Origin of the sequence: Pseudomonas sp. AN3A02 (assembly GCF_011765255.1) — a bacterium.
Taxonomy (GTDB): Bacteria; Pseudomonadota; Gammaproteobacteria; order Pseudomonadales; family Pseudomonadaceae; genus Aquipseudomonas.
In genome coordinates, this window is sequence record NZ_JAARNI010000002.1 from 879,729 (window position 1) to 896,801 (window position 17,073).

Genomic DNA, 17,073 nt, shown 5'->3' on the forward strand with positions numbered 1-17,073 from the left:
GCAAGCCCGCTCCCACATTTTTTGATCTGCGGTGGTTCAAGGAGATGCGTCCGACTCAATTCATCCAGTTGCCGCCGTCGACGTTGTAGGTCTGGGCAACCACGTAGTCGGCCTCTTTGGACGCGAGGAAAACCGCCATCCCGGTCAAATCCTCCGCCGTGCCCATCCGCCCAAACGGCACCTCGGCGCCCACGCGTTTTTTCTTCTCGCCCAGCGGCAGCCCTTCGTGTTTGGCAAACATCGCGTCCACCCCGTCCCAATGCTCACCGTCCACCACACCCGGTGCGATGGCGTTCACGTTGATCCCCTGCTTGATCAAGTTCAGCCCCGCCGACTGCGTGAGGCTGATCACCGCCGCCTTGGTCGCGCAGTACACTGCCACCAACGCTTCACCGCGACGCCCGGCCTGGCTGGCCATGTTGATGATCTTGCCGCCATGGCCCTGTTTGATCATCTGCTTGGCCGCCGCTTGCAAGGTAAACAGCGTACCGGCGACGTTGATCGAGAACAGCCGGTCGAAGCTGTCGCGGGTGATATCGGTGATGGGGGCCAAGTCGAACAAGGCCGCGTTGTTGATCAGGATGTCGAGCTTGCCGGCCTGCGCTACCACGGCGGCGATCGCGGCGTCGATGGACGCCTGGTCGGTGACGTCCATCGCCACCGCATAGGCCTTCGGGCCCAGCTCAGCGGCAGTGGCCCGAGCCCGTTCCAGGTTGATATCGGCGATGGCGACGGTGGCGCCTTCGTTGATGTAGGCCTGGGCAAACGCCCGGCCAATGCCTCGGGCGCTGCCGGTGACCAGCGCACTTTTACCTTCCAGTCGTTTCATGAATGCAGTGTCCCTAAGGTGGTTATTTCGGGTAGCCGGCGCGCTTCATTTCGCGCATCGTGGTGGACTGCGCCTCGGCCAGTGCCTTGTCGACGGTCATGCCGCCGGTGAGCGCCGCCGAAAACAGCTTGCCCACCGAGGTGCCGATGGCCTGGAACTCGGGGATCGTCACGTATTGGATGCCCACGTACGGCACGGGTTTGGCCGACGGGTGCGCCGGGTCGGCGTGTTGCATCATCTGCAAGGTCACCTTGGCAAAAGGCGCAGCGGCCAGGTACGCCGCGTTGTAGGTGGACTGGCGCGTGCCCGGCGGTACGTTGGTGATGCCCTCCTTGTCCGCCACCAGCTGGATGTATTCCTTGGAAGTGGCCCAGGTGATGAAGGCTTTGGCGGCGTCCTTGTGCTTGGAGGTGGCCGGGATCGCCAGGGACCAGGCGTACAGCCACGACGAGCCCTTGTCGGTGACCTCGGTCGGCGCGGCAGCAAAGCCCACGCTGTCGGCGACCTTGCTTTGGGTTTTGTCGGTGGTGAAGGAGCCGGCGACGCTGGCGTCGACCCAGATCGCGCATTTGCCGCTGTTGAACAGCGCCAGGGTTTCGTTGAAACCGTTGCTGGAACCCCCCGGCGGGCCGTAGTTTTTCAGGGTGTTGACGTAAAAGTTTGCCGCCGCGGTCCATTCCGGGCTGGTCAGTTCGGGTTTCCATTGCTCGTCAAACCAGCGCGCACCAAAGGCGTTGGCCATGGTGCTCAGCAACGCGACGTTTTCACCCCAGCCAGCCTTGCCCCGCAGGCACAGGCCGTATTGGTCCTTGGCGGGCTGGTGTAGCTTGGCGGCGAACTCGCCCAGTTGGGTCCAGGTTGGATGTTCCGGCATCGTCAGGCCGGCCTGCTTGAACAGGTCGGTACGGTAATAAGTGACGGTGCTTTCACCATAGAACGGCAAGGCGTAGAGGGTGTTGTTCACCGACAGGCCCTGGCGCACTGCAGGGAAGATGTCTTCCACGTCATAATCGGCGGGCAGCGGCGTGATCGGTTCCAGCCAGTGCTTGGCGCCCCAAAGCGGGGTTTCATAGGTGCCGATGGTCAGCACGTCGAATTGGCCGCCCTGGGTCGCGATGTCGGTGGTGAGGCGCTGGCGCAGCACATTTTCTTCGAGCACCACCCAATTGAGCTTCACCTCGGGGTGCTGCTGTTCGAACACCTTGGACAGGCGTTGCATGCGGATCATGTCACTGTTGTTGACCGTGGCGATGGTCACGGTTTCGGCAGCATGGGCAGCCGTCGCGAGCGTGAGGCCGGAGAGCAGGAACAGCGCTTTCGGAATCTTGAACATGGCGGTTTCCACTTATTGTTTTTGTTGTTGACGGCCCGATTACAGCAGCTTGCCCAGGGCCGGACAAACGACTGGCGGATGCCCGGCTGATACTTTTTTAACCGCATCGCGAAGATCAAAAAAGTATCAGCGGCGGGCAAAACCCGGGGTAGCGGCTACTTGGACAAAGGGCGTATTTTGGTGCCATTCCAAAAAGCCCAGAAGGGCCAAGCCCATGCCCGCAAGCCGATCCGCCCTTTTCGAGCAACGCCCCGCCGAGCTGGAAGTGATTCTGGCCGAGCCCGAGCATGGCTTTCGCTGGTACGAACATGACTATCCGTTCGAACTCGCCCGCTGGAACCATCACCCCGAATTCGAAATCCACCTGATCCGCCAGGGCAGCGGCAAGCTGGTGGCGGGCGACTATATCGGCGCATTTGGCGCCGGCCATGTGGCGCTGATCGGCCCCGACCTGCCCCACGACTGGATCGGCGACCTCGCCCCGGGCGAGTACCTGACGGGGCGCGATGTGGTGTTGCAGTTCGACGGTGCCGCGCTGCTGGCCCTGCGCACCACGCTGCCTGAGCTGGGCGACCTGCAAGGCCTGTTTGACCGGGCCCGGCGCGGCCTGGAGTTCACCGGCGAGACGGCACTGAAGGCCGCGCAACTGCTGGAATCCATCGGTTCGGCCCAAGGGCTGGCGCGCCTGATTCTGTTCATCCAGCTGCTGCACACCTTGATGCAGGCGCCGTCGGCGGAAGCCCATTGCCTGGCCAGTGCCTGTTATACGCCAAGCCTGGACGCCCGCAGTTCGGAGCGCATTCACAAGGCTTTCGACTACCTGATGACGGAATTGACCGGCGATTTGCGGCTGTCGGTGATCGCCCAACGCCTGGACATGAGCGAGCCGGGCTTCTCGCGGTTCTTCAAGCGCGTCACCGGCCACGGTTTTATCGACCTGATGCGTAAGTTCCGGGTGCAGCGCGCCTGTCGGTTGTTGCTGCAAAGCGAAATGTCAGTGGCCGATATCTGCTTTGAAGTGGGCTACGCCAACCTCTCCAACTTCAACCGGCACTTTCGCATCGAGATGAACCAGACACCCAGCGAGTATCGAAGGGAAACGGCGATGTACCTGTTCAACCGCAACGGTGATCAGGCGCTGCCATTTACCAAGGCGCATTTCTGACCAAAAGGCCGACTAAATCGCACTTTTCTCAATTCCTTCATGCAATTGACACAAATTGGTACAACCTGTGCAAACGTTTGCGGAACGAACTTGGCCACCAGGTTCACCTCAACCCGAAGAATCGGGCCACAACCGCGTAAGAACAGGGATTTTCAATGCAACCCACTTCCAGACGGCCCGCGTCGGCCACCCCTTTTGCTGTTTCCCTGCTACTGGCTGCCGTTACGGGAGTACTCAGTGCACCCATTTTGGCGCAGGAAAAACCCTCCGATGACTCAGCACAGGGCGAAACCCTGGCCCCCGAAGCCAGCCCTTCCAAAAAAGGCGTGTATCTGTCGGACTGGTTCAACCAGGACCTGACGGTAATCGGCAGCAAAGACATCAGCTTCGGCCCCAAACCCGCCGATGACGTGTACCTGGAGTACGAATACTTCGGCCGCAAGGGCCCGTTCGAACTGTATGGCTACGTCGACATCCCGAAGATCTTCGGCATCGGCAACAGCAATGACAAAGGCGCGTGGGACCACGGCTCCCCAGTGTTCATGGAGCACGAGCCGCGTATCTCCATTGACTACCTGGCGGGCCGCAGCCTGGCCATCGGGCCGTTCAAAGAGTGGTACGTGGCGTTTGACTGGATCTACGACCACGGCAGCAACAAGGCCAACCGCGCCAACACCCTGTATAGCGGCCTGGGTACCGACATCGAGACCCACTCGCGGGTCAACCTGTCGGCCAACTTCTACGGCCGTTACCAGTGGGAAAACTACGGTGCCAGCAACGAGTATTCGTGGGACGGCTACCGTGCGCAGATGAAATACATCGTGCCCATCGGCAGCTTCGACAATGGTGCGTCGCTGACCTATATCGGCTTCACCAACTATGATTTCGGCTCGGACCTGCACAAAGACAACCCTGCGCGCACCGCCAACTCCCTGGTTGCAACAAACGTGCTGTTGTATTCGTTCACTCACCTGCGTTTCACCCTGGTAGGCCGTTACTTCCACAACGGCGGCAACTGGGAAGACGGCAGCGAGCTGAACTTTGGCGACGGTAATTTCCGCGCCCGCTCCAACGGCTGGGGTTACTACGCTGGTGTGGGCTATCAATTCTGAGTGTGAACAAGGAGCAGTAGATGAAGACCTTTACCCGCCTTTCTATCGCCATCGGCCTGGCCGCCGGGGCGCTGTTGCCGCAGGTCGTGCTGGCTGATGCAGTGGCCCCGATCAAGCCCAAGGTGATGCTGATCACCATGTTCGCCCCTGAGGCGCAGAACTGGATCGACCGCCTGGAGCTCAAGCAGGAAGTACGCGTGCCGGGCTTGTCGGCCGAGTATCCGGTGATTCGCTGCAACACCCAGGACGTGTGCCTGCTGGTCACCGGCATGGGCCAGACCAACGCCGCCGCCTCGACCCTGGCACTGGCGTTGTCGCCCAAGTTCGACCTGCGCCAAAGCTACTTCCTGATTGCCGGGATTGCCGGGATCAACCCGCACCACGGCACCATCGGCACCGCCGCGTGGGCGCATTACCTGGTGGAGTTCGGCACCCAATGGGAGCTGGATTCACGGGACGCGCCGAAGGACTGGCCGACCGGCTACATCGGCATCAATACCAAGGGGCCGAACGAGAAGCCGCCACTGGACTACAAGACCGAGGTGTTCGAGCTCAATCCCAAGCTGCAAGCCAAGGCATTTGCGCTGTCGCAGAAAGTCGAGCTCAGTGAAAGCAAGGAGTCCACGGCCTGGCGCAAACACTATCCCTACGCGCCGGCCAATCAGCCGCCGCAGGTCACCCAGTGCGACACCCTGGCGGGCAATACCTGGTTCTCCGGGACTCGCCTGAGTGAGCGCGCCGAAGTCTGGACCAAGTTGCTGACGGACAATAAAGGTGTGTACTGCACCACCCAGCAGGAAGACAACTCCACCTATGAAGCGTTGCTGCGGGCCAGCCGTGAAGGGTTGGTGGACATCAAGCGCCTGGCGGTGGTGCGGGCCGGTTCCGACTTTGATCGGCCGTACCCGGGCTACAGTGAAGTGGACAACCTGTTGAAGTACGCAGACCAGGGCGGTTTCGTGCCGGCGCTGGAGAACCTGTACCGCACCGGCAATCCGCTGGTACAGGCGATTCTGAAGAATTGGTCGGCGTGGGAGAAAGGCGTTCCCGAAGCCTGAATAAAGACCAAATGTGGGAGCGGGCTTGCTCGCGAATACGGTGTGTCAGCCAATACATTCGGCACTGTTCCACCGCATTCGCGAGCAAGCCCGCTCCCACACAAGCCCGAGCCCACAATGAGCGGGTCAGGGCAGGAAGATAATCTTGTCTGCACTGCCCTGATTCACTTCCTCAAAGCACTGCACACCTTCAGCCAGCGACACTTCCCGCAAACCGGTCGGCAACGGCAGCAAATCCTCATCGAAGAACCGCCCGAATTGCTCCAGCATCACCGCGCACTGTTCGCAGTTGTAGAGCAACGAATTGATGCCCACCACCGAACCACCCTTGCGGTACAACGCCAGGGCCGGCAGTTGCACATGCCCGTCCACCGGCGCGGCAATGATTGCGATACGGCCAAAAGGTGCAAGTGCCGCCACCGCTGCCGGCAACCAGAAGCCGGTGGTGTCAAAGATCACATCGGCGCCCGTACCGAACAGCGCGTTAACCTGCCCTCCCAGCGCTTCCGGCTGGCCCAGTAACAAGCCCTCGAAACCCTGCTCACGCAAGGCCTCAACCTGTTCCGGCCGACGCACCGCCCCGAGCACCTGGGCACCGCGAATTTTCGCCAGGGCCAAAGCCGCACTGCCTACGGCACCATTGGCACCAATCACCAACAAGCGAGTGCCTTTGCCGACACCGCTGCGCTCAAGGGCATCCCACGCCGTGGTGTACGGCACGCCGAGACTGGCGGCCTAGGCAAAGCTCAAATGGCTGGGCTTGTGCGCCACGCCCTTGGCCGACACGGTGAGGTACTGGGCGTGGGAACCGTCAGCGAAAAAGCCCAGGTCGCGACCGGTGCCCCAGACTTCCTGGCCGACCAATTCCTGCGGACCTTCCACCACCACCCCGGCGAAGTCCCGCCCGGGAATGCGTGGCAAGGTGGTGTAGGGAAAACGCCCGAGCACGTTCTTCACATCGCTGGGGTTCAACCCGGCAGCCTTGATCCGCACCAGGACTTCACCGGCCGCCGGCACCGGCGTGGCGACGTCGACGTAAGCAAGGGCAGCGAGATCGCCGGTGGCGGAAAATTGCAGTGCTTTCATGGCCAATATCCATCGAGGTTAAAAAGGGTTTCAGGACAACCAGGCGCTGACCATCTGCCGACCCATGGGCCAGAGCTTCTCGCCCATCAACATGCCCATCAGCCCGACCAGGGCGATGGCAGGAGGCGCGGGCGAGCGAAAGTCCAGGGCACCGTAAATCACGCCGACCAACAGGCCGATGGCCAGGGAAATCAGGTAATTCATGGAACACTCCGCAGCAAGGGTTGATGCGGGCAGTGTAGGGAAGCCAAATCCGAAGCATCGGCCAACTGCTTCAGGATTTCGGCCAAGCCTCAGACGGGATACTGCGACGGCGCCATCCCCAGTTCGCGGCGAAACATGTCGCTGAAACTGCTCGGCGAATACCCCAGGGAACGGGCGATAGCGCTGACCGGCTGGCCCTGGATCAACTCGGCTACGGCGGTGGCCAACTGCACCTGGCGGCGCCACTCGGCAAAGCCCATGCCCAGACTGTTCTGAAACAGCCTGGCCAACGTACGCACGCTGGCACCGGCCGCTTCGGCATGCTGTTCAAAAGGAATATCCAGGGAGGGTGACGCCATTACCGCCTGACAGGCACTCGTCAGGCGTCGGTCGGCGCCCACGGGCAAGGCGATACGGATCGGCGAGCGCCGGGCCCGCTGCAGTTCCAGCAGGGTCAGGCCAACCACGGCCTCGTAGTAGGCCTGGTCACCCTGGTCGCCCTGCTCCACCAGCGCCACGATCAGTTCGCGAAGCAGCCCGCCGACCTCGATCACTTGCACTTGGCTGTCCAGGGTCGCCGCCAGCGCCGGGCGCAGGTAGATGTTGCGCATCTGCAGGTCCGACACCACACGAATCCCGTGCTCGACACCCGGCGGCAGCCACACCGCGCGCTGGGGCGGCACCACCAGCGCTTCCTGGGGTGTCTCGACCCACATCACGCCGCTCATGGCATAGAGCAACTGGCCCCAATCGTGTTGATGGGGCTCGATGTACAACCCGCGCGGGTAAGTGCGCGCCAAAGGTTGCACGGGGACGGCGTGATCACTGAGGTCGGGCGGCGCGGCAAGGGCCATGGAGGGCACATCATTCAGGGCGGAGAGCCATGATAAGACCTGCGGTAGATAATCCGAGTGAATTTTTACCGCGTCAGGAGGGTCACTTAAAGACACAGGGAGGGTTAACGGGTCCATGACTAACGCAAAACTTTTCGTGATCGACTACACGCTGCATGGCCAGCCCAAGTCGTTCATCATCCGTCTGGAAAAACTCGACAACGCCGAAGCCTGGCATTGGGCAAGTTGCGATGCCGGCGTAGGCCGTATCGGGCGCTTTGCCCGGGAGCAGGTGAAGAAGACGAGCCAGCCCCAGGCCGAGAAATTCGGTATCGAAAACGTGCAGTGGCGCCGCTCGGATGCGCGCTCCACTGCCTGAAAACTACCTGAAAACTGTAGGAGCGAGCGTGCTCGCGAAGGTCGTTAACGATAACGCGGGGCATTTGGTGCCCCGCGCCGCTCTCGGTTTTTTCGCGAGCACGCTCGCTCCTACAGGTACAGGTCGTTCGCGTTAGCCGTGGGCGGACTTGGCGCATTCGCACCCGGTCGCCGAAGCACAAGGCTCACCATGGGCATGATGCTCGGCGCAGCCTTGGCAGCAATACCCCTTGCCATCCTTCATCACCGCGGTTTTCCCCAACTGGCAGTTGCAGTGAGGGCAGGCGCATGTTTTCTCTTGCATGGTCAGACTCCTTTTTCGTGGTCGTCCAGGTGTGGCGAACGCCGGCACCTCAAGCAGTGACTATAGGCAATGATTCAAGGTTCAAAGACCCTTCAGTCAGCCCGACGAGCGTTGCTGCGATACATGAACACCAGGGCCAGCGCCAAACAGAGCATCGCCACGATCCGGCTGCCGGACAGTTCGATCGCCGGGTTGCCGAGCCAGCCAAAATTGTCGATCAACATGCCCATGCCCAACTGCCCGACGATCACCGCTACCGTCGCCACCGCCGTGCCGACAATCGGTACCGCGCCGACCATCACCATCATGTACACCACCCCGAACAACGCGCCGGTCAGTTGCCATTTCGGCACGTCCAGCAGGCTGACGGCGTGGGCTGGCTCGAAGAACAGAATCAGCAAGCCCGTACTGATCGCGCCCACCACAAAGGTCAGCAGACTGCTGCGCAATACGCCCACCGCCTGCCCGAGGCGGCCGTTGATGGCGGCCTGCACACTCAATACCGCACCGGCGGCCACGACCAACACCAACAATAGAATCAGGTTCATCGATTTAACCTCGCGCAATCAGAACAAGTGCCACCACAATCAACGCCAGTGCAATCCAGCGCTCAACGTTGACCCGCTTGCGGGCGGTGCCGAACCAGCCGAAATGGTCGATCAACACGCTTTTGCCTACCTGGCCCGACAAGATCGCAATCATGGTCATCGCGATGCCGATATGTGGCGTAGCCAGGGTCAACACCACCACGTACATCGGCCCCAGGAAGCCGCCGATCAGTTGCCAGCGCGGCAGGTCGGTCAACGCCGGGCCCTTTTGCGGGCCGCTGAACAGCAACAGCAAAAACAGGATCGCCGAGCCGACGCCGAAGATACTCAAGGTCGCCCACAAGTGGCCGACCTGCACACCCAGCGGGCCCAGCAAGCCGGCCTCCACCGACAAGCCCATGCCGGCGAAAATCACCAGCGGCAATAGCAACAACCGAAGAAACGTCTTGGGCCTGGCCTGAGCCACACCCGCCACTGAAGAAGCCTGCATACATCACCTGCGCGTTAGAGAGAGGAACAATGGCGCGCATTATCCGGTGGCACTGCTGTGCGATAAATGGGAGCATGCCGACAACACCTTTGCGTAATTCGCACAGCAAGGAGTCATGATGCAGGGCTTGAACGAACTGAGTTTCAAAGCGCTTCGCCTGTTTGTCGCGGTACTGGATTACGGTAGCTTCTCCGAAGTCGCACGCCGTGAAGGGCTGGCGCCCTCCTCCATTTCCCGGCAAATCCAGTTGATGGAGCAGGCCTTGGGCCAACAGTTGCTGTACCGCCATACGCGCGCGGTCAGCCCTACCGAAGCCGGCCGCCTGCTGGGGCATCATGCGCGGTTGATGCTGGAGCAACTGGAAGTCGCCGGCCAGGCATTGCAGGAACAGGAAAACGAACCCAGTGGCCTGGTGCGTATCAATGCGCCGATGGTGTTTGGCCAGCGCCATCTGTCGCCGTGGCTCGGGGAGTTGTGCCGGCGGTATCCGAAGCTGCAACTGGATATCCAGCAGACCGACACCTACGTCGACCCGTTGCAAGACGGCACCGACCTGCTGTTTCGCATTGGCGTGCTGAACGATTCCGGCATGCAGGCGCGAATCTTCGCGCCCCAGCGCTTTCGCCTGGCTGCCAGCCCTGGCTACCTGGAGCGCTTCGGAACCCCCCGGCATCCAGACGAACTGGTGAACCACCAATGCCTGGCCTACAAGGGCGTCACCGGCCAACAACGCTGGTTCTTCCGCCGCGACCAGGACGACTGGACGTCCTACAGCGTCAAGGGCCCGATCACCGGTAACCACGCCGACACCCTGACCCACGCCGCCGAGCAGGGCCTGGGGCTGGTGGTGTTTCCATCCTGGTTGATCGGCGAAGGGCTGCGTGCCGGCACGCTGCAGGCGGTGCTGACCGACTATGAAGTGGCGACGACCCTGGAGCCGCAACAGATTGCGGCGCTGTGGCCGGGCAGTCGGCGGCTGTCGTTGAAGGTGCGGACGGTGATCGACTACTTCGTCGAGTGTTTTGGGGCCGTGCCGTACTGGGACCGTTGAGTAACCGTGGGAAACTATTCGGCCCGCACTGTCGGGAAAAGTCCCCCCTTAAGTAAGTCCGATCTGATTTTCCAAAACATGGGTCAAAAACCTCTTGCACTCGGGCAGACTTCGACGAATTCCTTCAGGAGAGACGTCATGGATGCCAGTCATTACCCGTTCGGAAACCTACAATCGTCCCTGCAAAAATCACCTTCCACCAGCAGTCGGTTGATCTTTGCCTGCTTACGAAATTTTGGCTATATTTGGCCAAAACCTCGGGAAGACCAAATGATTACCGTACCGTTGGGTGAAGCAAAAAATAATTTATCAAAACTGGTCGATGATGCCGCCGCCGGCCAAATCATCACCATAGCCAAGCATGGGCGCGCGATGGCTCGCCTTGTTCCTGTCGGGAAACCGACAGGCCGGCGAATCGGCGCAATGAAGGGCAAACTGGTGGTGCCGGATGACTTTGATGCGCCATTGCCAGACGACATGCTGGATGCGTTTGAGGGAAACCACCCATGAGAATACTGCTGGATACCCACATCCTGCTTTGGGCCCTGAGCGATGATCCAAAACTGTCAGCGAAGGCCAGAAAGCTGATCGAGAACGCGGCTGAAATTTACGTCAGTGCCGCCACATTCTGGGAGCTGGCGATAAAGGTCGGGCTCGGGAAGCTCAACGTCAACCTGGACGAAATTCGCGAATACTGCCTGGAAAGCGGCTACGTGGAACTGCCCATAACCCCGGAGCACGCCATCGCGGTCAAGGACCTTGAACACCATCACAGGGACCCGTTTGATAGGCTCATCATTGCGACGGCTATCATTGAGCCGATGAAGTTAGTGACCTCCGACCCAATAGTGGCGAAATACACATCATTGGCCGTCTTGACGTAAATCACTTCGCTCAAAACAACCACTGCCCGATCAGCCACGCATTCGCCCCGCTGATCACCACAAACAAACTCCAAGCCAACAGCCGCGTTGGCAAACTGTTCACGAATGGCCCCATCAGGCGCTTGTCCCCCGTCATGCGAATCAGCGGGTACAACGCAAATGGCAACTGCAGGCTCAATACCACCTGGCTGAGGATCAACAGCTTGCCGATGGCATCGTCGCCCATCAGCCACACACCGAGGAACGCCGGGATCAGCGCCAGGCCACGGGTAATCAGGCGTCGCTGCCAGCAGGGAATGCGCAGGTTGAGATAGCCTTCCATGATCACTTGCCCGGCAATGGTGCCGGTGAACGTGGAGCTCTGGCCGGAAGCCAACAGCGCAATACCAAACAGCACACTGGCGAAGGCACCGCCCACCAGCGGGTCGAGCAGGTGGTAGGCGTCCTGGATTTCCACCACGTCGGTGTGGCCTGTCTGATGGAAAGCCGCAGCGGCCAGTACCAGGATCGCCGCATTCACCAGCAGCGCCAGCGCCAGTGAGCCAATGGTGTCGATACGCGCCAGCTTGACCGCGTCCTGGCGGCTGGCCAGGTCCTTGCCGAACAGCCGGGTTTGCACGATGGAGCTGTGCAGGTACAGGTTATGGGGCATCACCGTGGCGCCCAATATGCCGATGGCCAGGTACAACGGTGCGGCGTCACTGATGGCCGACAGCGACGGGGTGAAACCACGGAACACGTCGGGCCAATAAGGCTTGATCAGCACCAGCTCGATAAAGAAACACACGCCGATGGTTGCCACCAGCGCCAGCATGATCGCTTCCAGTCGGCGGAAGCCGCGATTTTGCAGGGCCAGGATCAGCAACGTATCGAAGGCAGTGATGACAATCCCGGTGGTCAGCGACACCCCCAGCAACAGGTGAAACGCCAGGGCGCAGCCGAGGACTTCGGCGAGGTCGGTGGCGATGATCGAGATTTCCGCGAGGATCCACTGCACGAACGACGAGCGCCGGCTGTAACGCTCGCGGCTCAGTTGCGCGAGGTCTTTGCCGGTGGCGATGCCCAGCCGCGAGCACAGGCACTGCACCGCCATCCCCGCCAGGCTGGCCAGCAGCACCACGAACAACAGGTTGTAGCCGTAGCGCGACCCGGCCTCGATGGCCGTGGCCCAGTTGCCCGGGTCCATGTAGCCGATGGAGATCAGCAAGCCTGGCCCGGCGAACTTCAGCACGCGCTTGAAAAACGACGCACGGGGATCAACGACGATGGAGCCGGCGACTTCCGGCGGGCAGAACGGTGCAGTAGCGATTTTTGGCAGGCTGAATTTCACGCGGGGTACCAGGCTTTCACACAAGACGTGAACGCAGCTTATCAGTCAGACGCGACGGTACGCATCACCGTCTCCCGGGGCAGATCAAATGCCTCTACCACCTGGACCACCAGATCCATCTCCTGGTTCAGTGCCTCACGCTCCAGACGCTCGCGAATCACCCCGATCACCAGCACCGCCAGGGTGGTGATGGAATACGCCGGCCCGGAAAACGCCCGCACGCCGCTCACCAGCAGCATCGCCGCCGCCAGCGCCTGCCCTACCACGGGAATGGCGGTGGCCGCGCCCCGGCGCAGGATAAACCCGGTCAACCCGGCCAGCGCGGTGCCGCTCAGGGCGGTGGTGGCTGAACGCCCGACATCGAAACGATTGAAAAAACCCTGCTCCTTTTGTGCCGCGGCCTTCAGTTCCGCCTCGAACACTTGGCGATCGGCCTGGCTGAGTTTGTCCTTGTATTGCTCGATCAGTCGCTCGGCGATTTGCAGTTCCAGATCCGCCAGAGCCACTTTCTCGATCGGCTCATCAAACTTGATACCCACCCGTTGCGCGACGTCCTGGGCGATTTCGCGATAGCTCACGCCATGACCCCGGGCCAGGTTCATAAAGGTGTCGCCGCCCATACGCTGCAGCTCGATGGCCAGCTTCAAGGGTTCGCGCACTGTGGCGTCGATCGAGGCACTGCGCTTTTGCGCCATCAGTTCGGCGAAGAACTTCAGCTCCTCCGGCCGCGCCTGCACCAGCAGCGGGAACAGGTCCACATCCTCTTCGGCAAAGCGCACTTCAGGGCTGCGCTGATCAGCGCGGATCATGCCCCGGCGCTCCTGCAGCAGGTCGGTGTACTGCACCACCGTCTTCAACTGCGGCCAGTAAGCGGCATGGTCAAAAGTGGCCAGGTGCACATTGGCGACCTTGGCCTTTAGCGCGGGTGTCAGCGGGATGGCATAACGGCCGATGCAACGCTCGGTGTCGGGCTTGAGCGCCAGCGCCCAATCCTTGCTCGAATGGCAGTTGATCACCCGCCCCTTGAGCGGCGCCGACACCAGGTCCCACGGGCTGGACGTGCAAATCGCGCCGCCCATCAGCAACAGGTTGTTCAGCGGCAATTCACGCGCCACTTCGGGGCTGGCCAGCAGGCTCTTGACCAGGATACGCGCGCCCAGGGAATGGCCGATCAGGTTGATCTGCCGCACCTTGATCGACTCGCCGTGCAGGTAGTTGGCCAACTCGGGCAGCAGACTTTTGGCGACCTCATCCACCCGCGCCTCGACGCTTTTGTAGTGGTCGAGGAAATAGGCAATCGCCTTGCCCACCCCGATAGTCGCCGCACCCAGGCTGCCACCGCCGAGCATCGAAGTAATCACATCCTTGAACGGTGCAAACAGGTTTTCCAGGAAGTGCCCCGCCGGCCAGAACAGCATCAGGTTGGTCGAGCCTTCGATGGTTGCCAGTTGCTGCGAGAAATTGCCCAGTTGCTGTTGGCTGAAGAACGCCGAATACCCATGGACATAGAGATTGAGCACATCCCCCTGGGGCTCGCCACACAACACAAACGTGGGCTTGCGGGTGCGGTGCATTTCATCCCACTGGTGTTGCATGCGGCGGTGACTCCTGGTGACGACGGAGGGCGATAGTATCAAAGCACTGCCGGGGTAAATGTGAAAAACTGCCCGCCCGGGCAGCAAGCGCCCTCAATGCACCATGGAGTGGTTCCTTTGAAACGCTACGTTTTCTATTCTCTGCTGGCCCTTCTGGCCGGATGCAGCACCGGCCCCTATTTGCACCCCGAATCCAGCGTTGGCCAAAACGCCGTGCTCTATCGCACCTGCCCGGGCCCAGAGGCGGCTATCAGCTTCGCTCCACTCTCTGCGGAACTCAAAGGGGTGCACGTATTGATGTATGTCGCCTCGCCTAAGGCGACGGACGGCTCAACCAGCACCGAATTGCGCCTGTTCGGCCGGCTGTACCCCTCGGCCAGGAAAGCTGACACGCCTTTGTGGGTCAGCGCGGCGTCGCCACTGGTCACCGTGCAACTGGCGTCGGGCAAAACCTATCAGCTCAGCATCAAACCCCTTGAAGCCGGCTTTGATCCCCGGGTGCGTTACAGCAGCGAGGAGCCGGGTACGCGTTTGGGCCAAGGCGATATGGACGATTTCACCCTGACATTTCCCGATATCTTCGTGAACGGTGAAAAAGTCCCCATGGCGCCCATCCACTTCAAAAAACGTGAAGAGCGCTACGCACCGGTCTTTAACTGCTAGGTGCAGATTGTGCACAGCCATGGACAGTGATGACAAAAACCAGGGATTTTGTTCACCGATTCAGTCCACTACAGTCACCGGGTAGTCAATTGAAGCCGAGGAACACCATGAGCAAGCCCGAATTCTTCATCACGCCCGGTTACGGCGACATTGCACGCGAAACCCTGCATTACGCCCAAGCGGTAAAAGTGGGTAACCGCGTCGAAACCTCAGGCCAGGGCGGCTGGGATGACCAGTTTCAAATCCCCGAATCCCTCACCGACGAGATCGCCCTGGCCTTTCACAACCTGGATCGCACCCTGGCAGAAGCGGGTGCCGGCTGGGAGCATGTGATCCACGTCAACTCCTACCACGTGGGCGGTTTTCCTCCCGAGGTGAACGAGCAGATGGTCAAGTGGTACCGCCATTACATGCCCAATCACGCGCCGATCTGGACCGAACTGGGGGTGGAAGCCCTGGGACTGCCAGCGATGCGTATTGAAATCCGCGTGACGGCGATTATTGCCTGACGCCGAACCGCTCGATCACCCAGTCGATAAACACCTTCAGCCGCGCGTTCTGATGTCGATTGGGTGGGTAGATGATGTGCAACGGCGTGGCGGGTCGAGTCCAGTCCGCCAGCACCGGGACGAGTTGGCCAGTCTCGACGTAGTAGTCAACGATTGCCTTGAAATGCTGCCCGACGCCCAGGCCAGCGAGCAGCATTTCCTTGAGGCCATTGCCTTCGTTAGTCGAAAAGGCGCACTGGCCTACCTCGTATCGAGTCGTGCCTTGCTCGAAAATCAACGGTTCCGGCTTGCCCGATCCGGCAAAAAAATAGCCGGCCTTGAGGTGGTTTTTTTCGAGGTCTTCGGGAGACTCAGGCGTACCCATGCGTTCCAGGTAGCCCGGCGCAGCGCAAGTGACATATTCCAGGTCCGCAACCTTGCGGCCGATCATGGCCATGTCATCCAGCTTGCCAACCCGCAGCACGCAATCCACACCCTCCCCCACGATATTCACGGCGCGGTCGCTGATGCCCAGGGCGATGGTGATGTCGGGATACTCGCGATGAAAATCCACCAGCGCAGGAATCAACAGGCAATTGGCAAAGGACGCCGGCGCATCCACCTTCAGGTGACCACTGGGCTTGAGCTTCTGCCCGCGCAGGGCATTGTCCAGTTCATCCAGCTCGGCCACCAGGCACAGCGCGTGGTTGTAGTACTCCAACCCTTCCGGCGTCGCCGACAGCGCACGGGTGGTGCGGTGCATCAGCTTGACGCCAAGGTGCTTCTCCAGGTCGGTGATGAGTTTGCTGACGGTGGAGCGCGGCAGCGCCAGCTGGTCGGAGGCGCGGCTGAAGGAGCCGGTTTCGACGACGCGGACGAAGGCACGCATGGCGAGGAGTTGGTTCATGGTGATGGCCAAAAGGGCTAGAATTCCAAGTATTGTCTATAAAGCTGCACAATGGCGACAGGTATTCAGATAACAAAAAGCCCGGCACATGGCCAGGCGTTGACGGAAAAAATGACTCAGTTGGCAAAGTTTTCGATCTTTACCTGGCCATCAGGAAACGTGGCGACAATCTCCAGCTCCCCTCCCATGGCGCGAATGTAGTTACGCAGCGTGCTGATATACATGTCGGTGCGACGCTCCATTTTGGACACTGCCGCCTGGTTGATATTCAGCGCCTTGGCCAACGTGTCCTGGCTCATCTGTTGCGCCTTGCGCAGTTCATGCAGAGGCATTTCTTTCAGGTGCTGCTGGAGGATGCGCTCTGCATCGGCCCGAGCTTGCGGTGTCATGCCAGCTTGAAGCTCACTAAATTTTTTAGCCATGGTGACGGCCCTCTTTACGCAGTGTTTCCAAATGTTCGTCATACAACGTCTCAGCCAGCGGGACGTATTCGTCATACCAGCGGCCTCGTCCTGTTTTGTCCCCGCCTATCAGCAATAAGGCACACCGGCGTGGATCAAATGCGTACAGCACCCGATAAGGTCGCCCCGCGTGCTGTATCCGCAGTTCTCGCAGGTTGCCATGCCGCGAACCCTTGATATCACTGCTGTGGGGGAAACCCCAGGCCTGGCCCCAAAAGGCCCAGCAAATTCACGCTGGCCGATACCGAGGATTGCTCCTTCGTATCCAGATCGCCCCACCAGCCTCCAAACTCGTCCGTATATTCAACGTCCCAACTCACGCAAATATGCCATCCATGGAATATAAACTCAAGT

The 17,073-nt window shown here is 60.5% G+C and carries 20 protein-coding genes and 2 pseudogenes; 9 read left to right on the forward strand and 13 right to left on the reverse strand.

Annotated elements, in window-relative coordinates; all coding sequences use genetic code 11:
• Window positions 1-55: 55 nt before the first annotated feature.
• Window positions 56-829: an L-iditol 2-dehydrogenase gene (locus tag HBJ59_RS13845; protein ID WP_167663872.1), complete on the reverse strand. Its 774-nt coding sequence runs from the start codon at window positions 827-829 to the stop codon at window positions 56-58.
• Window positions 830-851: 22 nt separating this feature from the next.
• Window positions 852-2,162: a sugar ABC transporter substrate-binding protein gene (locus HBJ59_RS13850; RefSeq protein ID WP_167663873.1), complete on the reverse strand. Its 1,311-nt coding sequence runs from the start codon at window positions 2,160-2,162 to the stop codon at window positions 852-854.
• A gap of 214 nt (window positions 2,163-2,376) precedes the next feature.
• Here HBJ59_RS13850 and HBJ59_RS13855 point away from each other — a divergent pair, with 214 nt between their 5' ends.
• The 3 genes from HBJ59_RS13855 (at window position 2,377) to HBJ59_RS13865 (ending at window position 5,497) form a co-directional block, all read left to right on the forward strand.
• On the forward strand, window positions 2,377-3,327 hold the full coding sequence (locus HBJ59_RS13855) for an AraC family transcriptional regulator (protein ID WP_167663874.1): 951 nt from the start codon (window positions 2,377-2,379) through the stop codon (window positions 3,325-3,327).
• A 155-nt stretch (window positions 3,328-3,482) separates the two neighbouring features.
• Entirely contained in the window at window positions 3,483-4,439 is a 957-nt protein-coding gene (locus HBJ59_RS13860; protein WP_167663875.1) for a nucleoside-specific channel-forming protein Tsx, read from the forward strand.
• A gap of 20 nt (window positions 4,440-4,459) precedes the next feature.
• The gene (locus HBJ59_RS13865; protein WP_076016269.1) at window positions 4,460-5,497 is read left to right on the forward strand and encodes a purine nucleoside permease; all 1,038 of its coding nucleotides are present in this window, start codon (window positions 4,460-4,462) and stop codon (window positions 5,495-5,497) included.
• A 126-nt stretch (window positions 5,498-5,623) separates the two neighbouring features.
• Here the strand turns inward: HBJ59_RS13865 and HBJ59_RS13870 are convergent.
• The 3 genes and pseudogenes from HBJ59_RS13870 to HBJ59_RS13880 all read right to left on the reverse strand — a co-directional run bounded on the left by HBJ59_RS13870 (window position 5,624) and on the right by HBJ59_RS13880 (window position 7,641).
• Window positions 5,624-6,583 (reverse strand): annotated as a pseudogene (locus HBJ59_RS13870) (zinc-binding alcohol dehydrogenase family protein).
• A gap of 30 nt (window positions 6,584-6,613) precedes the next feature.
• A complete protein-coding gene (locus HBJ59_RS13875; protein WP_167663876.1) occupies window positions 6,614-6,787 on the reverse strand; it encodes a DUF1427 family protein in 174 nt (57 codons plus the stop codon).
• 89 nt (window positions 6,788-6,876) lie between these two features.
• Window positions 6,877-7,641, reverse strand: a complete 765-nt coding sequence (locus HBJ59_RS13880) for a helix-turn-helix domain-containing protein (protein WP_167663877.1) — start codon at window positions 7,639-7,641, stop codon at window positions 6,877-6,879.
• A 115-nt stretch (window positions 7,642-7,756) separates the two neighbouring features.
• Between HBJ59_RS13880 and HBJ59_RS13885 the strand changes: the two genes are divergently transcribed.
• Window positions 7,757-7,999: a DUF6555 family protein gene (locus tag HBJ59_RS13885; RefSeq protein ID WP_076016273.1), complete on the forward strand. Its 243-nt coding sequence runs from the start codon at window positions 7,757-7,759 to the stop codon at window positions 7,997-7,999.
• A 132-nt stretch (window positions 8,000-8,131) separates the two neighbouring features.
• Here HBJ59_RS13885 and HBJ59_RS13890 read toward each other — a convergent pair whose 3' ends face one another.
• The 3 genes from HBJ59_RS13890 to HBJ59_RS13900 all read right to left on the reverse strand — a co-directional run bounded on the left by HBJ59_RS13890 (window position 8,132) and on the right by HBJ59_RS13900 (window position 9,340).
• A complete protein-coding gene (locus HBJ59_RS13890; RefSeq protein ID WP_076016274.1) occupies window positions 8,132-8,302 on the reverse strand; it encodes a metallothionein in 171 nt (56 codons plus the stop codon).
• A gap of 92 nt (window positions 8,303-8,394) precedes the next feature.
• The gene (locus tag HBJ59_RS13895; protein WP_003208100.1) at window positions 8,395-8,850 is read right to left on the reverse strand and encodes a DMT family transporter; all 456 of its coding nucleotides are present in this window, start codon (window positions 8,848-8,850) and stop codon (window positions 8,395-8,397) included.
• Window positions 8,851-8,854: 4 nt separating this feature from the next.
• Complete coding sequence (locus HBJ59_RS13900) at window positions 8,855-9,340, reverse strand: DMT family transporter (protein ID WP_076016275.1); 486 nt, start codon at window positions 9,338-9,340, stop codon at window positions 8,855-8,857.
• A gap of 118 nt (window positions 9,341-9,458) precedes the next feature.
• On the opposite strand from HBJ59_RS13900, the gene HBJ59_RS13905 reads away from it, so the two are divergent.
• From HBJ59_RS13905 to HBJ59_RS13915, 3 genes are all read left to right on the forward strand, one after another.
• Complete coding sequence (locus HBJ59_RS13905; RefSeq protein ID WP_076016276.1) at window positions 9,459-10,391, forward strand: LysR family transcriptional regulator; 933 nt, start codon at window positions 9,459-9,461, stop codon at window positions 10,389-10,391.
• A 138-nt stretch (window positions 10,392-10,529) separates the two neighbouring features.
• Window positions 10,530-10,901 carry a type II toxin-antitoxin system Phd/YefM family antitoxin gene (locus HBJ59_RS31500; protein WP_256576938.1) on the forward strand — a complete coding sequence of 124 codons (372 nt, stop codon included), beginning with the start codon at window positions 10,530-10,532 and terminating at the stop codon, window positions 10,899-10,901.
• The gene (locus tag HBJ59_RS13915; RefSeq protein WP_076016277.1) at window positions 10,898-11,275 is read left to right on the forward strand and encodes a type II toxin-antitoxin system VapC family toxin; all 378 of its coding nucleotides are present in this window, start codon (window positions 10,898-10,900) and stop codon (window positions 11,273-11,275) included. The genes HBJ59_RS31500 and HBJ59_RS13915 overlap by 4 nt, the downstream gene beginning before the upstream one ends.
• Window positions 11,276-11,285: 10 nt before the next feature.
• On the opposite strand, the gene HBJ59_RS13920 is transcribed toward HBJ59_RS13915, so the two are convergent.
• Together HBJ59_RS13920 and HBJ59_RS13925 are read right to left on the reverse strand one after the other, a co-directional pair.
• Complete coding sequence (locus tag HBJ59_RS13920; RefSeq protein ID WP_076016278.1) at window positions 11,286-12,605, reverse strand: Nramp family divalent metal transporter; 1,320 nt, start codon at window positions 12,603-12,605, stop codon at window positions 11,286-11,288.
• A gap of 41 nt (window positions 12,606-12,646) precedes the next feature.
• Window positions 12,647-14,200 (reverse strand): DUF726 domain-containing protein, encoded by a 1,554-nt coding sequence (locus tag HBJ59_RS13925; RefSeq protein ID WP_167663878.1) that lies wholly within the window; start codon window positions 14,198-14,200, stop codon window positions 12,647-12,649.
• 108 nt (window positions 14,201-14,308) lie between these two features.
• On the opposite strand from HBJ59_RS13925, the gene HBJ59_RS13930 reads away from it, so the two are divergent.
• The gene (locus tag HBJ59_RS13930) at window positions 14,309-14,863 is read left to right on the forward strand and encodes a hypothetical protein (protein ID WP_372241476.1); all 555 of its coding nucleotides are present in this window, start codon (window positions 14,309-14,311) and stop codon (window positions 14,861-14,863) included.
• Between the two features lie 107 nt (window positions 14,864-14,970).
• Complete coding sequence (locus HBJ59_RS13935; RefSeq protein WP_076016281.1) at window positions 14,971-15,372, forward strand: RidA family protein; 402 nt, start codon at window positions 14,971-14,973, stop codon at window positions 15,370-15,372.
• Here HBJ59_RS13935 and HBJ59_RS13940 read toward each other — a convergent pair.
• The 3 genes and pseudogenes from HBJ59_RS13940 to HBJ59_RS13950 all read right to left on the reverse strand — a co-directional run bounded on the left by HBJ59_RS13940 (window position 15,362) and on the right by HBJ59_RS13950 (window position 17,039).
• Window positions 15,362-16,258, reverse strand: a complete 897-nt coding sequence (locus HBJ59_RS13940) for a LysR family transcriptional regulator (protein ID WP_076016434.1) — start codon at window positions 16,256-16,258, stop codon at window positions 15,362-15,364. The genes HBJ59_RS13935 and HBJ59_RS13940 overlap by 11 nt on opposite strands.
• Before the next feature lie 116 nt (window positions 16,259-16,374).
• Complete coding sequence (locus tag HBJ59_RS13945) at window positions 16,375-16,680, reverse strand: XRE family transcriptional regulator (protein WP_076016282.1); 306 nt, start codon at window positions 16,678-16,680, stop codon at window positions 16,375-16,377.
• Window positions 16,673-17,039: pseudogene (locus HBJ59_RS13950) on the reverse strand (type II toxin-antitoxin system RelE/ParE family toxin). The gene HBJ59_RS13945 and the pseudogene HBJ59_RS13950 overlap by 8 nt, the downstream one beginning before the upstream one ends.
• Window positions 17,040-17,073: the final 34 nt, after the last annotated feature.

What these genes read in the sequence shown, in the direction of transcription:
- HBJ59_RS13890 (WP_076016274.1), bottom strand. Translation starts at nt 8,302, where the DNA reads ATGCAAGAGAAAACATGCGCCTGCCCTCACTGCAACTGCCAGTTGGGG.
- HBJ59_RS13875 (WP_167663876.1), bottom strand. Translation starts at nt 6,787, where the DNA reads ATGAATTACCTGATTTCCCTGGCCATCGGCCTGTTGGTCGGCGTGATT.
- HBJ59_RS13895 (WP_003208100.1), bottom strand. Translation starts at nt 8,850, where the DNA reads ATGAACCTGATTCTATTGTTGGTGTTGGTCGTGGCCGCCGGTGCGGTA.
- HBJ59_RS13885 (WP_076016273.1), top strand. Translation starts at nt 7,757, where the DNA reads ATGACTAACGCAAAACTTTTCGTGATCGACTACACGCTGCATGGCCAG.
- HBJ59_RS13925 (WP_167663878.1), bottom strand. Translation starts at nt 14,200, where the DNA reads ATGCAACACCAGTGGGATGAAATGCACCGCACCCGCAAGCCCACGTTT.
- HBJ59_RS13845 (WP_167663872.1), bottom strand. Translation starts at nt 829, where the DNA reads ATGAAACGACTGGAAGGTAAAAGTGCGCTGGTCACCGGCAGCGCCCGA.
- HBJ59_RS13855 (WP_167663874.1), top strand. Translation starts at nt 2,377, where the DNA reads ATGCCCGCAAGCCGATCCGCCCTTTTCGAGCAACGCCCCGCCGAGCTG.
- HBJ59_RS13935 (WP_076016281.1), top strand. Translation starts at nt 14,971, where the DNA reads ATGAGCAAGCCCGAATTCTTCATCACGCCCGGTTACGGCGACATTGCA.
- HBJ59_RS13905 (WP_076016276.1), top strand. Translation starts at nt 9,459, where the DNA reads ATGCAGGGCTTGAACGAACTGAGTTTCAAAGCGCTTCGCCTGTTTGTC.
- HBJ59_RS13880 (WP_167663877.1), bottom strand. Translation starts at nt 7,641, where the DNA reads ATGGCCCTTGCCGCGCCGCCCGACCTCAGTGATCACGCCGTCCCCGTG.
- HBJ59_RS13850 (WP_167663873.1), bottom strand. Translation starts at nt 2,162, where the DNA reads ATGTTCAAGATTCCGAAAGCGCTGTTCCTGCTCTCCGGCCTCACGCTC.
- HBJ59_RS31500 (WP_256576938.1), top strand. Translation starts at nt 10,530, where the DNA reads ATGGATGCCAGTCATTACCCGTTCGGAAACCTACAATCGTCCCTGCAA.
- HBJ59_RS13915 (WP_076016277.1), top strand. Translation starts at nt 10,898, where the DNA reads ATGAGAATACTGCTGGATACCCACATCCTGCTTTGGGCCCTGAGCGAT.
- HBJ59_RS13945 (WP_076016282.1), bottom strand. Translation starts at nt 16,680, where the DNA reads ATGGCTAAAAAATTTAGTGAGCTTCAAGCTGGCATGACACCGCAAGCT.
- HBJ59_RS13865 (WP_076016269.1), top strand. Translation starts at nt 4,460, where the DNA reads ATGAAGACCTTTACCCGCCTTTCTATCGCCATCGGCCTGGCCGCCGGG.
- HBJ59_RS13940 (WP_076016434.1), bottom strand. Translation starts at nt 16,258, where the DNA reads ATGAACCAACTCCTCGCCATGCGTGCCTTCGTCCGCGTCGTCGAAACC.
- HBJ59_RS13860 (WP_167663875.1), top strand. Translation starts at nt 3,483, where the DNA reads ATGCAACCCACTTCCAGACGGCCCGCGTCGGCCACCCCTTTTGCTGTT.
- HBJ59_RS13900 (WP_076016275.1), bottom strand. Translation starts at nt 9,340, where the DNA reads ATGCAGGCTTCTTCAGTGGCGGGTGTGGCTCAGGCCAGGCCCAAGACG.